The following is a 13,301-nucleotide window of genomic DNA, read 5'->3' as shown; positions in this document are numbered from 1 at the left end:
CGCCGTCAGAATTCGGCGTTGTCCTCCGGTTCGATGATCTTGAATTCGGTTTTCGCCGGTCCCATTTCGTTCAGCCGACCGAAATAGATGCCCTGGGCCTCGGGCGCGATGATGCCGTAGTGGATAGGGAAGGCGACCCGGGGATTTACCGCGCGCAGGTAATCCACGGCCTCGCTGATCCGCATCCACGGGGCGACCGCCGGAATGGCGAGCACGCCCACCGGGGTCGGCGGTACCCAGAGGGAATCGCCGGGGTGCACGAGTTGCGCCGGTTCCTCGGGCGTGCCGAGTTGGAAAACCGTGTTGTCGATGACCGGAAGGTCGGGATGAATGACGGCGTGCCGACCACCGCCGCCGGTTACTTGGACATCACCGACTTTAAGGACATTTCCGGCATGGACGGGTTCCCAGGGCTCGCCCCGCATGAGCGCGGTCTGCGGGTCCGACAGCAGCCTGGCCTGCGGATTCCCCTCGATCAGCGCGTTGATTCGGTTCGGGCAGATGTGATCGGGATGCTGATGGGTGACGGCAATGGCGTCCAATCCGGTGATGCCCTCGAAACCGTGCGAAAAAGTGCCGGGATCGAACAGGATCCGCGCGCCGTTCATCTCCACGAGAATGCAGGAATGTCCGAAATGGGCTATGCGCATACCCAACCGTAGCTCCGTCCAAGTCCGCGGCGCGGGACTCCGGCCGAGCTTGGAGGTTCCGCTGTGTCGGGGACCACATGCGCCTTGCCCCGGCGCATTGGCCGCGGCCCACGCCAACTAGTCTGAGCAGCGAATCAACCCGGCCGCCATAGAGCCGGGTGCCGCCCCACCAGCTGAGGAGCAACGCGTGGCACGTGTCGTGGTCGAGGTGATGCCGAAGGCCGAGATCCTGGATCCGCAGGGACAGGCCATCGGCGGTGCGCTGGGGCGTCTCGGGTACCCGGGCGTTTCGGATGTGCGGCAGGGCAAGCGTTTCGAGCTCGAGGTGGACGACAGCGTGAGCGACGCCGATCTCGAGAAGATCGCCGAATCGCTGCTGGCCAATGTGGTCATCGAGGACTGGAAGGTCGTCCGGCTGTGAGCGCCCGCATCGGTGTCATCACCTTCCCGGGCACCCTCGACGATGTCGACGCCGCCCGCGCGGTGAAACTGGCCGGGGCCGAAGCCGTTTCGCTGTGGCACGCCGACGCCGACCTCAAGCAGGTCGACGCGGTCGTGGTCCCGGGCGGCTTCTCCTACGGCGACTACCTGCGCGCCGGTGCCATCGCCGCCATGGCCCCCGTCATGGGCTCGGTCATCAAGGCGGCCGAGGGCGGCATGCCGATCCTGGGCATTTGCAACGGTTTCCAGATCCTGTGCGAGGCGGGCCTGCTGCCGGGCGCGCTGACCCGCAACGAGGGCCTGCACTTCGTGTGCCGCGACCAGTGGCTGACCGTCGAGCAGACCGACACCGCCTGGACCTCGCGCTACGAGAAGGGCGCGCAGATCCTGGTGCCGGTCAAGAACGCCGAGGGCCGCTACCAGGCCTCCGAGGCGGTGCTCGACGAGCTCGAGGGCGAGGGTCGCGTGGTGTTCCGCTACGCGGGCGGCAACCCCAATGGTTCGCAGCGCGAGATCGCGGGCATCACCTCGGCCAATCGCCGGGTCGTCGGCCTCATGCCGCATCCCGAGCACGCCACCGAGCCGCTCACCGGCCCGAGCGATGACGGCCTCGGCCTGTTCCTGTCGGTTCTCGACAGTCTCGTCTCGGCGTAACTAGATCCCGTCGAGGATCTCGAAGTCGACGCCGCCCGCCCTGGCCAGCCAGGTCGGGCGGATCGCCTGATTGCCCTCGAATCCGACCTCGCCCCACGGGGTTTCGATGATCGGCCGGTCCGCGAGCGCGCGCTGAAGATGCCGCACATCCAGGGATCCGGCCAACTCCGCCATGCCGCGCAGGGTGTGGATGGCCTCGTAGCTGGTATTGCTGAAATTGGTCAGCGTGGGCGCGAACCAGCCGTGCAGCTTGTGATACCGGTCCAGCCGGTCCCGATCGTGCGGGCCGTTGACGAAGAAGCCGGACGGCACGAACAGATTGTGGTTGGCCCCGCCGCCCGCCGCGAGCAGCACGTTCTCATCCACCGCCGGACTCACCCGCACCTGCTGATCCGACCGCCCGGTGCGCGAGAACTGCAGGTTGAAGCGCGCGACATCCGCGCCGACCAGCAGCACGATGATGCCGTCGGCCGCGTCCAGGCGCGGGTCGTCGAGAAACGGGCGGAAGTCGCGAGTGTTCATGGGTACGAACATCTCCAGCGCGATGGCCGCCGGATCGGCCAGCGCCGCCCGCACGGCCTGCGCGGTGCGCCGCGGCCACACGTAATCGTTGCCGATAATGGCCCACCGGGTGGCCTCGAAGGACCGGTGCAGCCAGTCCAGCGCGGGCAGGATCTGGTGTTTCGGGTCCGCGCCGATCATGAACAGCCCGTCCGGGGTGTAGTCCAGGCCCTCGTGGTCGGTGGCGAACAAATACGGCACCCGACCGCCCGTGACCTGCTCGACCGCCCGCCGCACCGCCGAGGTGTGCCAGCCCGTCACCGCGTGCACCATGCCCGTGGCCACCAGCGCCGCGACTTCCCCGGCCACCACGTTCGGTTCCCGGCCGCCGTCAATGTGGGTGACGCGCAATTCTCTTCCCAGAATTCCCGAACCCGAGTTGATTTCTTCCAACGCCAGAGAAATGGCCGCCTCACAGGAAGGTGCGAAGATACCGCCGGGACCCTGCTGCGGAACTATGTTGATGATCTCGATGGTGTTCTCGGGATTCCCGTCGAACGGGGACATGGGCTAACCTTCCCCTCGTTCAAGCGGTTTTCTGACGGGCGGGAAATATGGCGACAATTCTAGGTGGATTTTCCACCTTGCATGGAGCCCTCCGAGCGGCCGAGCGGAGTTGGCTTCGTCACCTGGACGCCGCGCTGTGTGCCAGGCGACTGACCGCAGACCAGTGGTGCATGCTCACCAATCTGTCCGCTGACGTCGGCATCACCATGAGCGAGCTGGCCGCCCGGGCCCAGCTGCCGCCGTCCTCGGCGACCCGCCACGCCGACCATCTGGCCGAGCGCGGGCTCATCTTCCGGGTGGCCGCCGCCGACGATCGCCGCCGCATTCTCATCGGGCTGAGCCGACGCGGCGAGGAACTCGTCGAGGAGGTGCGGGTCGAGGAGGTGCGGGCCGAGGCGCAGATGCGCCGCAGTCTCGGAAGCGACGATTATCTGGAACTGGTGCGGCTGCTCGGGCGCATCGCCGAAGTGCCGGTCCCGGAGTAACACACCGGTACCGCTGAGGGTGACCTGTTCAGCGGAAACTGAATAACGGTTGCTTAGGATCGACGGCATGCCAGTTGTCGAGACCACCGCGACCGCCGCCGGACTGTGTGAATTCATCGATGCCTCCCCGTCGCCGTTCCACGTCTGCCGCACTGTCGCAGCGGAACTCGACGATCACGGCTTCACCAGACTTTCCGAGGCCGCGCCGTGGCCGTCCAGTAGCGCGGGCCGGTACTACGTGGTGCGCGGCGGTTCGCTGGTCGCCTGGGCCGACGGGGGTGCGGGTACGCCGTCGGCCTTCCGCGGCGGGCAGGCCACTCCCTTCCGGGTGGTCGGGGCGCACACCGACAGCCCGAATCTGCGGGTGAAGCAGCATCCGGATCTGGCCGCGGCGGGCTGGCAGCTGGTGGGGCTGGAACCCTACGGCGGGGCCTGGCTGAACTCGTGGCTGGACCGCGACCTCGGCATTTCCGGGCGGATCTCGCTGCGCGACGGAAATGTGGTGCGGGAGCGCCTGATTCGCATCGACGAACCGATTCTGCGGGTGCCGCAGCTGGCCATCCACCTGTCCGAGGATCGGCGCGGTGTGCAATTGGATCCGCAGCGGCACGTGAACGCGGTGTGGGGGATCGGCGGCGAGCCGCGCTCGTTCCTGGCCTTCCTGGCCGAGCGCTCCGGCATCGAACCGGACGCGGTGCTGGGCTGGGAGCTCATGACCCATGATCTGGTGCCCTCCAAGCTGATCGGGCGCGATCTGGATCTGATCAGCGCGCCCCGGCTCGACAATCAGGGCACCTGCTACGCCGGGCTGCGCGCCTTCCTGGCGGCCATCAACGAACCCGGTGCGGCGGTGCCGGTGCTGGCCATGTTCGATCACGAGGAGGTCGGCAGCCAGTCCGATCGCGGCGCCCAATCCGGGCTGCTGCCCACGGTTTTGGAGCGCATCGTGCTGACCCGCGGCGGCGGGCGCGCCGAATACCTGGCGGCGCTGGCGGGTTCCATCTGCGCCTCCGGTGACATGGCCCACGCGACGCATCCGAATTACCCGGAGCGCCACGAGCCCTCGCACCGCATCGAGGTGAACGGCGGGCCGGTGCTCAAGGTCAATCAGAATCTGCGCTACGCCACCGATGCCACCGGCGCGGGTGCGTTCGCCCTGGCCGCCGCCCAGGCCGAGGTGCCGTTGCAGCGCTACGTCCACCGCGCCGATCTGCCGTGCGGTTCCACCATCGGCCCGATGACCGCGGCCCGCACCGGCATGCCGACCGTGGATGTCGGCGCGGCCCAGCTGGCCATGCACTCGGCGCGCGAAATGATGGGCGCCGCAGACGTTCCCGCCTACGCCGCGGCCCTGGCCGCCTTCCTGACGCCGGAGGCGACCCGCTAGGCCTCGGCCGATTCGGGGGCGGTCGGCGTCGGTCGGTACGTGAGTGCTGCCACCACGAAGACCGCGAAAGTGAAGAGCACGTAGCTGTTTCCGAGGAGCTGCTGCCACCAGTTCCAGGTGAGCTCGCGATCGGCATTGTGGGGGAGCAGCCACATCGGGCCGACGGCGAACATGGCCACGGCCAGCCCGACCGCACCCAGGAACCACGGGTTGCGGCGGCCGCGGGCGACGGCGTCGGCGGCCACCAGCAGCGCGGGCGCGATCCACACCCAGTGGTGCGACCAGGAGACCGGGGAAACCAGCAGCACCGCAGCGGCATTCACCATCAGCGCGGCCACCGTCGCGTCCACGTCCAGCAGGCGTTTCATCCACACCGCGGCCAGGGCCACGGCGGCCGCCGACAGCAGCAGCCACAGCAGCGTCGCGACCGAGGTGGAGAAGCCGAGCCGGAAGACGAAACCCTTGATGGACTGGTTACCCGCGTACCAGGGCGGCCCGATGCGGCCGGTGTCGGCCAGGGTGTGGAACCAGTACTGCGGCGAATCATGCGGGAACAGCGCCCAACCCACCGCCACCGCACCGATGGTGGAGGCGACCACCGTGATCGCGCCCTTCCAATCCTTGCGCAGCAGGAAGTAGAGCAGATATCCGCCGGGCGTCAGCTTCACCGACACCGCGATGCCGATCAGCATGCCGCGCGGCCAGAATGTCCTGCGCGCCAGGCAATCCAGCGCCACCGCCGCCATCAGCACCAGATTGATCTGACCGAATCCGTAGGTCTCGCGAATCGGCTCGAGCAGCTGGGTCAGCGCCACCGCGCCGATGACCAGCGCGAGCCGGGTCGGCCAAGCCAGACTCGGCCGCAACCGATCCAGCACCAGCCACAGCGTCACCCCGAGCGAGGCGACCGACACGACGAGCACCGCCCATTCGGCGACGGCCAGCGGCATGAGCGCCAGCGGCGCGAAGAACAGCGCGGCCAGCGGCGGATACGTGAACGGCAGCCCGATCCCATAGACCGCGGGCATCGGCCCGTACAGATCCTTGCCATCCAGCCAGGCCCGGGCACCGTTGCGATACACCCGTAGATCGATGTACCCGTGCCACTTGGTCAGATAGCTGATCACCGCCGACACCGCGAAGAGGGCGACCGCGACCAACAGCAGTTGCCGTTGCCGTGTGGTCAGCCCGCGCGCAGTGGTCATAGGTTTCTCGGTCGGATCCGCGACCCCGGATCGATCGTTCACCGCCACAGAGTAGCTCCCCCGCCTCCCCGAACCTTTAGCGCACGGCTGGGGTGCCGTGGCCAGTCCCACATGCGGGCCGCCGGTTGGGTGCCGAACCGATTTTGGGGGTACCCGGGGAGTTACCCCGGTCGGCGACAAATCAGTTGTCGCTTCGGCATACGAGCTAAGTGGCCTCTACCACATCCATGGGCGGGGTAAAGAGCTGAAATCGCTGGGAATTAGACTCGCGATCGTATATCTCGCCGACATCCAGCAACGCGGGCGATCGCTTGTGACCTGCCCGGCCGAAAGGACTCTGGTATTCCCGTGACCAGCCACGTCGATACCGTCAGCAACGCCGCGGCCACCTCGGACCACCCGCAGCCCTACAAGGAACTCGGCCTCAAGGACGACGAGTACGCGCGGATCAAGGAGATCCTGGGCCGCCGACCCACCGACGCCGAACTGGCCATGTACTCGGTGATGTGGTCGGAGCACTGCTCCTACAAGTCCTCCAAGGTGCACCTGCGCTACTTCGGTGAGACCACCACCGAGGAGATGAAGAAGTCCATGCTCGCGGGCATCGGCGAGAACGCGGGCGTGGTGGACATCGGCGACGGCTGGGCAGTGACCTTCAAGGTCGAATCGCACAACCACCCCTCGTATGTGGAGCCCTACCAGGGCGCGGCCACCGGCGTCGGCGGCATCGTCCGCGACATCATGGCCATGGGCGCGCGCCCGATCGCGGTCATGGACCAGCTGCGTTTCGGTGCGGCCGACCACCCGGACACCCGGCGCGTGGTCGACGGCGTGGTGCGCGGTGTCGGCGGCTACGGCAATTCGCTGGGCCTGCCCAATGTCGGCGGCGAGACCGTGTTCGACCCGTCCTACCAGGGCAATCCGCTCGTCAACGCGCTGTGCGCGGGCGTCATGCGGGTCGAGGATCTGCACCTGGCCTTCGCCTCCGGCCAGGGCAACAAGATCATTCTGTTCGGCGCCCGCACCGGCCTCGATGGCATCGGCGGCGTGTCCGTGCTGGCCTCGGACACCTTCTCCGGCGACGAATCCGGTTCGGGCCGTAAGAAGCTCCCGAGCGTCCAGGTCGGCGACCCGTTCGCCGAGAAGGTGCTCATCGAGTGCTGTCTCGAGCTGTACCACGCCGGACTGGTCGTCGGCATCCAGGACCTCGGCGGCGCCGGGCTGTCCTGCGCCACTTCCGAACTCGCGGCCGCGGGCGACGGCGGCATGCGCATCGACCTGGACAAGGTGCCGCTGCGCGCCGCCAATATGACTCCCGCCGAGATCCTTTCGAGCGAGTCGCAGGAGCGCATGTGCGCGGTCGTCACCCCCGAGAACGTGGACGCCTTCATGGCCGTCTGCAAGAAGTGGGATGTCACCGCCACCGTCATCGGCGAGGTCACCGACGGCGAGCGCCTGGTCATCACCTGGCACGACGAGATCGTGGTGGACGTGCCGCCGCGCACCGTCGCCCACCAGGGCCCGGTCTACGAGCGCCCGGTGCAGCGGCCCGCGGATCAGGATGCGCTGAACGCGGATTCGGCCGCGCGCCTGAACCGGCCCAAGACCGGTGAGGAACTGCGCGACACCCTGCTGAAGATGCTGGCCAGCCCGCAGCTGTGCTCGCGCAAGTGGATTACCGAGCAGTACGACCGCTACGTGCGCGGCAATACCGTGCTGGCCGAGAACGCCGACGCCGGTGTCATTCGCATCGACGAGGAGACCGGCCGCGGCATCGCGCTGGCCACCGACGCCTCGGGCCGCTACACCAAGCTGGATCCCTACACCGGCGCGCAGCTGGCGCTGGCCGAGGCCTTCCGAAACGTCGCGGTCACCGGCGCCACCCCGAAGGCCGTCACCAACTGCCTGAACTTCGGTTCGCCGGAGGATCCGGGCGTCATGTGGCAGTTCCAGCAGGCCGTGCGCGGTCTCGCGGACGGCTGTGCGGCGCTGGGCATTCCGGTCACCGGCGGCAATGTGTCCTTCTACAACCAGACCGGCCAGACCGCCATCCTGCCCACCCCGGTGGTCGGCGTGCTCGGCGTGATCGACGATGTGCACCGCCGCATCCCGACCGGTCTGGGCACCGAGCCCGGCGAGAGCCTCATCCTGCTCGGCGAGACCCGCGACGAGCTGGACGGCTCCATCTGGGCGCAGGTCGAGCACGACCACCTCGGCGGCCTGCCCCCGAAGGTCGACTTCGCCCGCGAGCAGCTGATTTCCGAGATTCTCGTCTCGGGTTCGCGCGACGGCATGGTCTCCGCCGCCCACGACGTCTCCGAGGGCGGCCTGATCCAGACCGTCGTGGAGGCCGCGCTGGCCGGTGAAACCGCCTGCCGCATCATCCTTCCCGAGGGCGCGGACCCGTTCGTCACCCTGTTCTCGGAGTCGGCGGGCCGCGTGCTGGTGGCCGTGCCGCGCTCGGAGGAGACCCGCTTCACCAAGATGTGCGATGCCCGCGGCCTGCCGTGGGTGCGCATCGGCGTGGTCGACGACGGCTCGGACTCGGTCGAGGTGCAGGGCCAGTTCAGCGTGAAGCTGGACGATCTGCGCGCCGCCCACGAGGGCACGCTGCCCGCGCTGTTCGGGACCTTCGAACACTGAGATAGCTACCGCGCACAGAGATAAAGCCTTCGAGCACTGAACTTTTCGAGTATCGGTGCCGTGGACATACTGAGAGCCCGCCGGTTCCCCTCGTTCCGGCGGGCTCTCGTCGTCTCCGCATGCGCGGGACAGCTCAGTTGATCTTGAAGGGATCGTGCTCGGCCATGAGCTTTTCCATTCGGGCCTCGTCGATTCGTTGGGTGACCTTGCTGGACTCGTGTTGATCGCGAATCACTTTCGCGAGGGTGAAGGTGCTGCTCACCAGGAACAGCATTGCCATCAGCAGGAATCCGCGCTGCCAGATGTCCAGGGGCAGGTAGGCGATGCCGATGATCAAGGCGCAGAAGCTGATTCCGAAGGCGATCGTGGCCTGAGCCAGAAACGCGGTGGTGCTCTTGGTCGGTGCGCTCGGTGTGCTCATGGTCTGTGAGTCTGTCCGCGACCATGATTGTTCGACCGAGTACAACTACTCGAGTGACGTGGGTAGATACTTGACGGGTGCTGGACACCGCCGACGCCCTGACACGGTTGCGCACCCGCGGCACCGTGCTCTACGCGCGCGGCACGGTGGCGTATCGGAAGCTGTTCCGGCGCGGCTGGGGTCGCAGGGTGGCGGTGTTCGCGCGCAAGGTCGAGGACGTCATCGATCTCAATCACACCGGCCTGGTGGTGGCGACCATCTTCTTCGCCTGGTCGGTGACGCCGTCGCTGGTGCCGCGCGACTGGTTGTTCCAAGGGCTGATCTCCGGCATCAATGCCGCCATCGGCTACGGCGTGGGCTGTGTGCTGCAGTGGTTGTTCCGCAAGTGGATTCGGCCGCGCATCAAGCTCGAGACGCCGTCGGAAGGCGTGCGGTATCTGGTCAAGGTCGTGGTGGTGATCGCCTGCGTGCTGGTGGCGGCCCGCATGCTGGTGCTGTCGGCCGACTGGCAGCGCGAGATCACCACGCTCATGGGCATGGAGGGCACCACCCGTGCGGCCTATTTGCGCACGGGCGGGCTGAGTTTCGCGGTCGGCGCACTGGTCGTCGCGGTGTACCGGACCCTGCGGACGGCGGTGCGCCTGCTGGCGCGGCTGCTCAGCCGCTGGGTGCGGGTGCCGCCCGCCCTCGCGCCCGCCACCGGGGCCCTGCTGCTGACCGTGCTCATCGTGACGCTGTTCAACGGCGTCGCCACCCGCGCCTTCTTCGCGGTCGCCAACTCGGCGTTCAGCGTGCGCAACGACAAGATGACCCAGTACGCCGTGCAGCCCACCAAGCCCGAACGCTCGGGCAGCCCGGCGTCCCTGGCGAAATGGGAGACCCTCGGCTCGGAGGGGCGCTGGTTCGTCTCGCACGGACCCGACCCCCTGCTGATCAGCGCCGCCACCGGAAAGCCCGCGCGCGAACCGATCCGGGTGTACGTGGGACTGCAATCGGCGACCAAGGACCTCACCGAGGAGGACCTGGCCGTCGCCGAACTCGAACGCACCGGGGCCTTCGACCGCAAGGTGCTGGTGCTGGCCACCACCACCGGCACCGGCTGGGTGAACGGGGAGGCCGCGGCGGCCATCGAATACATGTGGGGCGGCGACACCGCCATCGTGGCCTCGCAGTACTCGTATCTGCCCAGCGTGCTGTCGTTCCTGGCCGACCGGCAGAAGGTGGCGGTCAACGGCCGCACCATGTTCGACGCGGTGTATCGGCACTGGTCGCTGCGGCCGCCGGACCATCGCCCGAAACTGCTGGTGTACGGGGAGAGTCTGGGCTCGCAGGGCTCCGAAGCGGCCTTCGACGGCCTGGCCGACCTGCGCTCCAAGGTGGACGGCGCGCTCTGGGTCGGCCCGCCCAACTCGAATCGGCTGTGGCAGCAGTTCGTTCAGCGCCGCGATCCGGGCACCCGCGAGGTGGATCCCATCTACGCCGACGGCCTGGTGGTTCGATTCGCCGCCACCGCGGCCGATTTGAACCGGCCCTCGCCGGATTGGCGCAAGCCGCGCATCGCCTACCTGCAGCATCCCTCGGACCCCATTGTCTGGTGGTCCTCGGATCTCATCTTCTCCCAACCGGATTGGCTGTCCGAACCGCGCGGCGCGGATGTCTCCTCGCAAATGCGGTGGTGGCCCTTCGTCACGTTCTGGCAGGTGGTCGCGGATCTGACCAATGCCCAGGGCGTCAGTGACGGCCATGGCCACCGCTACGGCTCCCTGGTGCTCGACGGCTGGGCCGCCATTGCCGCCCCGCCGGACTGGGACCAGGACCAGGCCGAACGCATTCGCACCCAAATCGAACTCGCCGAAGCCTACGAACGCGCGGTGAAGTAGCCGTGCACCTGAAACCACTGGTGGCGGCGGTCCTTCCACCGCTGTGGAGCAATCGCGTCCTGCCCGCGCTCGAGCTGGATATCCGGGGCCGCACCGCCGCCAATACCGCCTTCGCCGTCGCCTACGCGCTCGCGTTTCGCGGGACGCCGAACTGGTTGTCGCCGCGCGGATTCCGCGCCGGTGCGCTCGCGGCCGGACTGGTGCTGTCCGGATACGCGGCGGCCCTGGCGATTCCGGCCACCCGCCGCCACCTGGCCGGACTCGACGATCGCGGCCCGGCCGTGCACACCGTCGAATGGACCGCCCTGCACATTCCGGGCGGCACGGTCCTCACCGAGGAACTCGTCTACCGCTCGACGCTGACCCCGCTGCTCGAGCGGACCGCGGGCGGTGCGGGAACGGCGCTGGGCGCGTTCGCCTTCGGTCTGTCCCACATCCAACCCGCCCGCGCCGCAGCCGATCCCATTGCCGCCACCGTCGCCCTCACCACCGGCGCGGGCCTGCTCTTCGACCGTTTGCGTCGCCACACCGGCAGCGCCACCGCCCCGGCCCTGCTGCACCTGGCCCTCAATGCCGGGGGTGCGCTCGCGCCCCGCCTGGCCCGCCGTCTCGTCGGGGGTCGGCGGTAGCCTCGCGGCATGGCGCGACGAGGTGCGGTGGATCCGGCGGAGGTGCGGGCGGCGGTGGCCGCGGTGGGGGAGTGGCTGCGGGACGAGACCGTGTCGCAGCCCGCGCGGACCGAGATCGCGGCGGCGGTGCGGGGGACGGCGCGGGCGCTGGCGGCCGATGCGCCGGGGCATTCGGTGGAGGTACGGGTACCGCCGTTCGTGGCCGTGCAGTGCATCGAGGGCCCGCGGCATACCCGCGGGACGCCGCCGAACGTGGTCGAAACCGATGCGCGCACATGGCTGTTGCTGGCCACCGGCCTGCTCGAGTTCGCCGACGCGGTGGACGGCGGCGCGCTGAGCGCCTCCGGCAGCCGCGCGGGCGAGGTCGCCCGGTGGCTGCCGGTCGTGCCCCTGTGAGCCGGGATGTCGCTGTGAGCCCGGTGCTTTCCCGCTGAGTCAGGCGTCGGCGGGCTTGGCGTGCTTGCCGGAGCCGGAATCGAGGTTCACGGGCTTGCGCTCCAAGCCCTTCCGGTCATAGAAGCGGGTGATGAACAAGCCGCCGACCACGCCGATGGCCAACCCCAGCACGGCCATCCAGACGCCACGGGTCAGACCCGCCTGGCCGTTGCCGTTGAAGTAGAGGATCGAGCGGATGCCCAGGAAGACCTGGTGCATGGGCTCGAACCTGGCCAGCCAGCCGAAGTACTTGGGTGTCGCCTCGATCGGGATGGTGCCGCCCGAGGACGGCAGGCCCAGGATGACGAAGATGATCAGGTTGATGATCAACCCGGAGGTGCCGACCGCCGCGAGCATCGAGGTGCAGGTGAAGCCGACGGCAATGATGGCGAAGGCGCCGTAGATGAACAGCAGCAGCGGTTTGTCCAGCGGCATGCCCAGGATCGCGGCGATGCCTTCCAGCGCACCCGAGACCGCCAGCGCCATGACCACCACCGCCGACCACTTGATGAGCAGGGTCTTCACCCGCGAGATGGACGCCCGCGGATAGTGCACGTACCAGGGGCCCCATTCGGTCGGCAGGAAGCCCAGCGCCGAGTCGATGAGCTGGTGGATGATCATCGCCCCGACCATGCCGATCAGCAGGAGCAGCAGGCTGTAGAAGAAGGCGGTCAGCCCCTCCCCGGAGCCACCGGGCAGCGGCCGGAATTGGTCGACCACGATGTTCAGCGGCTGGGCCAGCACCAGCCGGGTCGCCGCCGACAACTCGGTGGGTGGCGCGCCGGGCGGCGGCGTCAGCTGCGCCTTCACCTGCTCGGTGAGCTGCTGTCCGACTTGGGTATTGACCTGGGTGAGAGCTTGCTCACCGAACTTCTGCACCACCGCGGTCGCGAACGCGCCGGTGCGCGGATTGGTCTGCAGGGTCAGCACCGGCTTGGTGATGTCGCCGGGCACCACCGAGCCGACACCGAGAATGCCCAGCCGCTTGGAGAAGTCGCTGGGAATGATGATGGTGCCGTACACCCGCGCCGACTGCATCTGCAGCTGCGCCTCGTTGATGCCGAGCACCCGCAGATCGATCTTGTCCGACGGCACCGCTTTCTGCAGCCCCTCGGAAACCTGATCCCCGAAGTTGACGTGCTTGCCGCCGATATCGTCGCCGACGTCCTGATTGACCAGGGCGATCGGGAAGTCGTGCAGGTTCTTCTCCGGATCGACCACGTAGTCGAGGTACATCACGCCCAGCAGCGAGGCCAGCAGCGTGACGACGACGATGGGGAAGGCCCACCGCAGCGGGCTCAGGTGCCGACGTGGCGGGGCGGGTTCCGGGCTGCCATCGGTGTCGGTGCTCGTCACGAGCGAACGCTAACAGCAAACCGCCTGCCATCCCGGTTATCCCAACG

At 68.2% G+C, this 13,301-nt stretch carries 13 protein-coding genes; 8 read left to right on the top strand and 5 right to left on the bottom strand.

Annotated elements, in window-relative coordinates; translation table 11 throughout:
• Positions 1-5 precede the first annotated feature (5 nt).
• On the bottom strand, positions 6-650 hold the full coding sequence (locus VMT40_RS03165) for an MBL fold metallo-hydrolase (protein WP_326357173.1): 645 nt from the start codon (positions 648-650) through the stop codon (positions 6-8).
• A gap of 187 nt (positions 651-837) precedes the next feature.
• On the opposite strand from VMT40_RS03165, the gene purS reads away from it, so the two are divergent.
• On the top strand, positions 838-1,071 hold the full coding sequence (purS, locus tag VMT40_RS03160) for a phosphoribosylformylglycinamidine synthase subunit PurS (protein ID WP_326309817.1): 234 nt from the start codon (positions 838-840) through the stop codon (positions 1,069-1,071).
• Positions 1,068-1,745: a phosphoribosylformylglycinamidine synthase subunit PurQ gene (gene purQ, locus VMT40_RS03155; protein ID WP_326356450.1), complete on the top strand. Its 678-nt coding sequence runs from the start codon at positions 1,068-1,070 to the stop codon at positions 1,743-1,745. The genes purS and purQ overlap by 4 nt, the downstream gene beginning before the upstream one ends.
• Here purQ and VMT40_RS03150 read toward each other — a convergent pair whose 3' ends face one another.
• Entirely contained in the window at positions 1,746-2,813 is a 1,068-nt protein-coding gene (locus VMT40_RS03150; protein ID WP_326356449.1) for a substrate-binding domain-containing protein, read from the bottom strand.
• 47 nt (positions 2,814-2,860) lie between these two features.
• On the opposite strand from VMT40_RS03150, the gene VMT40_RS03145 reads away from it, so the two are divergent.
• Positions 2,861-3,298, top strand: a complete 438-nt coding sequence (locus tag VMT40_RS03145) for a MarR family winged helix-turn-helix transcriptional regulator (protein ID WP_326356448.1) — start codon at positions 2,861-2,863, stop codon at positions 3,296-3,298.
• A gap of 67 nt (positions 3,299-3,365) precedes the next feature.
• The gene (locus VMT40_RS03140) at positions 3,366-4,685 is read left to right on the top strand and encodes a M18 family aminopeptidase (RefSeq protein ID WP_326356447.1); all 1,320 of its coding nucleotides are present in this window, start codon (positions 3,366-3,368) and stop codon (positions 4,683-4,685) included.
• Here the strand turns inward: VMT40_RS03140 and VMT40_RS03135 are convergent.
• Positions 4,682-5,890, bottom strand: a complete 1,209-nt coding sequence (locus tag VMT40_RS03135; RefSeq protein WP_326356446.1) for a glycosyltransferase 87 family protein — start codon at positions 5,888-5,890, stop codon at positions 4,682-4,684. The two genes, VMT40_RS03140 and VMT40_RS03135, sit on opposite strands and share 4 nt — an antisense overlap.
• 348 nt (positions 5,891-6,238) lie before the next feature.
• On the opposite strand from VMT40_RS03135, the gene purL reads away from it, so the two are divergent.
• On the top strand, positions 6,239-8,533 hold the full coding sequence (gene purL, locus VMT40_RS03130) for a phosphoribosylformylglycinamidine synthase subunit PurL (protein ID WP_326356445.1): 2,295 nt from the start codon (positions 6,239-6,241) through the stop codon (positions 8,531-8,533).
• Between the two features lie 133 nt (positions 8,534-8,666).
• Here purL and VMT40_RS03125 read toward each other — a convergent pair whose 3' ends face one another.
• Positions 8,667-8,954 (bottom strand): YiaA/YiaB family inner membrane protein, encoded by a 288-nt coding sequence (locus VMT40_RS03125; protein WP_326356444.1) that lies wholly within the window; start codon positions 8,952-8,954, stop codon positions 8,667-8,669.
• Between the two features lie 77 nt (positions 8,955-9,031).
• On the opposite strand from VMT40_RS03125, the gene VMT40_RS03120 reads away from it, so the two are divergent.
• Genes VMT40_RS03120 through VMT40_RS03110 form a run of 3 tightly spaced genes read left to right on the top strand, consistent with a single transcriptional unit; the run spans position 9,032 to position 11,859 of the window.
• The gene (locus tag VMT40_RS03120; RefSeq protein ID WP_326356443.1) at positions 9,032-10,834 is read left to right on the top strand and encodes an alpha/beta hydrolase; all 1,803 of its coding nucleotides are present in this window, start codon (positions 9,032-9,034) and stop codon (positions 10,832-10,834) included.
• A 2-nt stretch (positions 10,835-10,836) separates the two neighbouring features.
• Entirely contained in the window at positions 10,837-11,463 is a 627-nt protein-coding gene (locus VMT40_RS03115) for a CPBP family intramembrane glutamic endopeptidase (protein WP_326356442.1), read from the top strand.
• 9 nt (positions 11,464-11,472) lie between these two features.
• The gene (locus tag VMT40_RS03110) at positions 11,473-11,859 is read left to right on the top strand and encodes a sterol carrier family protein (RefSeq protein ID WP_326356441.1); all 387 of its coding nucleotides are present in this window, start codon (positions 11,473-11,475) and stop codon (positions 11,857-11,859) included.
• Between the two features lie 39 nt (positions 11,860-11,898).
• Here VMT40_RS03110 and VMT40_RS03105 read toward each other — a convergent pair whose 3' ends face one another.
• Positions 11,899-13,254: a YhgE/Pip domain-containing protein gene (locus VMT40_RS03105; protein ID WP_442789891.1), complete on the bottom strand. Its 1,356-nt coding sequence runs from the start codon at positions 13,252-13,254 to the stop codon at positions 11,899-11,901.
• Between the last annotated feature and the right edge of the window lie 47 nt (positions 13,255-13,301).

This window comes from Nocardia sp. CDC160 (assembly GCF_035818795.1).
Taxonomy (GTDB): domain Bacteria; phylum Actinomycetota; class Actinomycetes; order Mycobacteriales; family Mycobacteriaceae; genus Nocardia.
This window is presented reverse-complemented; position numbering and strand designations above follow the sequence as displayed.

Excerpts from the sequence above, each read along its gene's own strand:
- VMT40_RS03140 (WP_326356447.1), top strand. The coding sequence starts at position 3,366 with ATGCCAGTTGTCGAGACCACCGCGACCGCCGCCGGACTGTGTGAATTC.
- VMT40_RS03165 (WP_326357173.1), bottom strand. The coding sequence starts at position 650 with ATGCGCATAGCCCATTTCGGACATTCCTGCATTCTCGTGGAGATGAAC.
- VMT40_RS03145 (WP_326356448.1), top strand. The coding sequence starts at position 2,861 with ATGGCGACAATTCTAGGTGGATTTTCCACCTTGCATGGAGCCCTCCGA.
- VMT40_RS03125 (WP_326356444.1), bottom strand. The coding sequence starts at position 8,954 with ATGAGCACACCGAGCGCACCGACCAAGAGCACCACCGCGTTTCTGGCT.
- VMT40_RS03150 (WP_326356449.1), bottom strand. The coding sequence starts at position 2,813 with ATGTCCCCGTTCGACGGGAATCCCGAGAACACCATCGAGATCATCAAC.
- VMT40_RS03110 (WP_326356441.1), top strand. The coding sequence starts at position 11,473 with ATGGCGCGACGAGGTGCGGTGGATCCGGCGGAGGTGCGGGCGGCGGTG.
- VMT40_RS03135 (WP_326356446.1), bottom strand. The coding sequence starts at position 5,890 with ATGACCACTGCGCGCGGGCTGACCACACGGCAACGGCAACTGCTGTTG.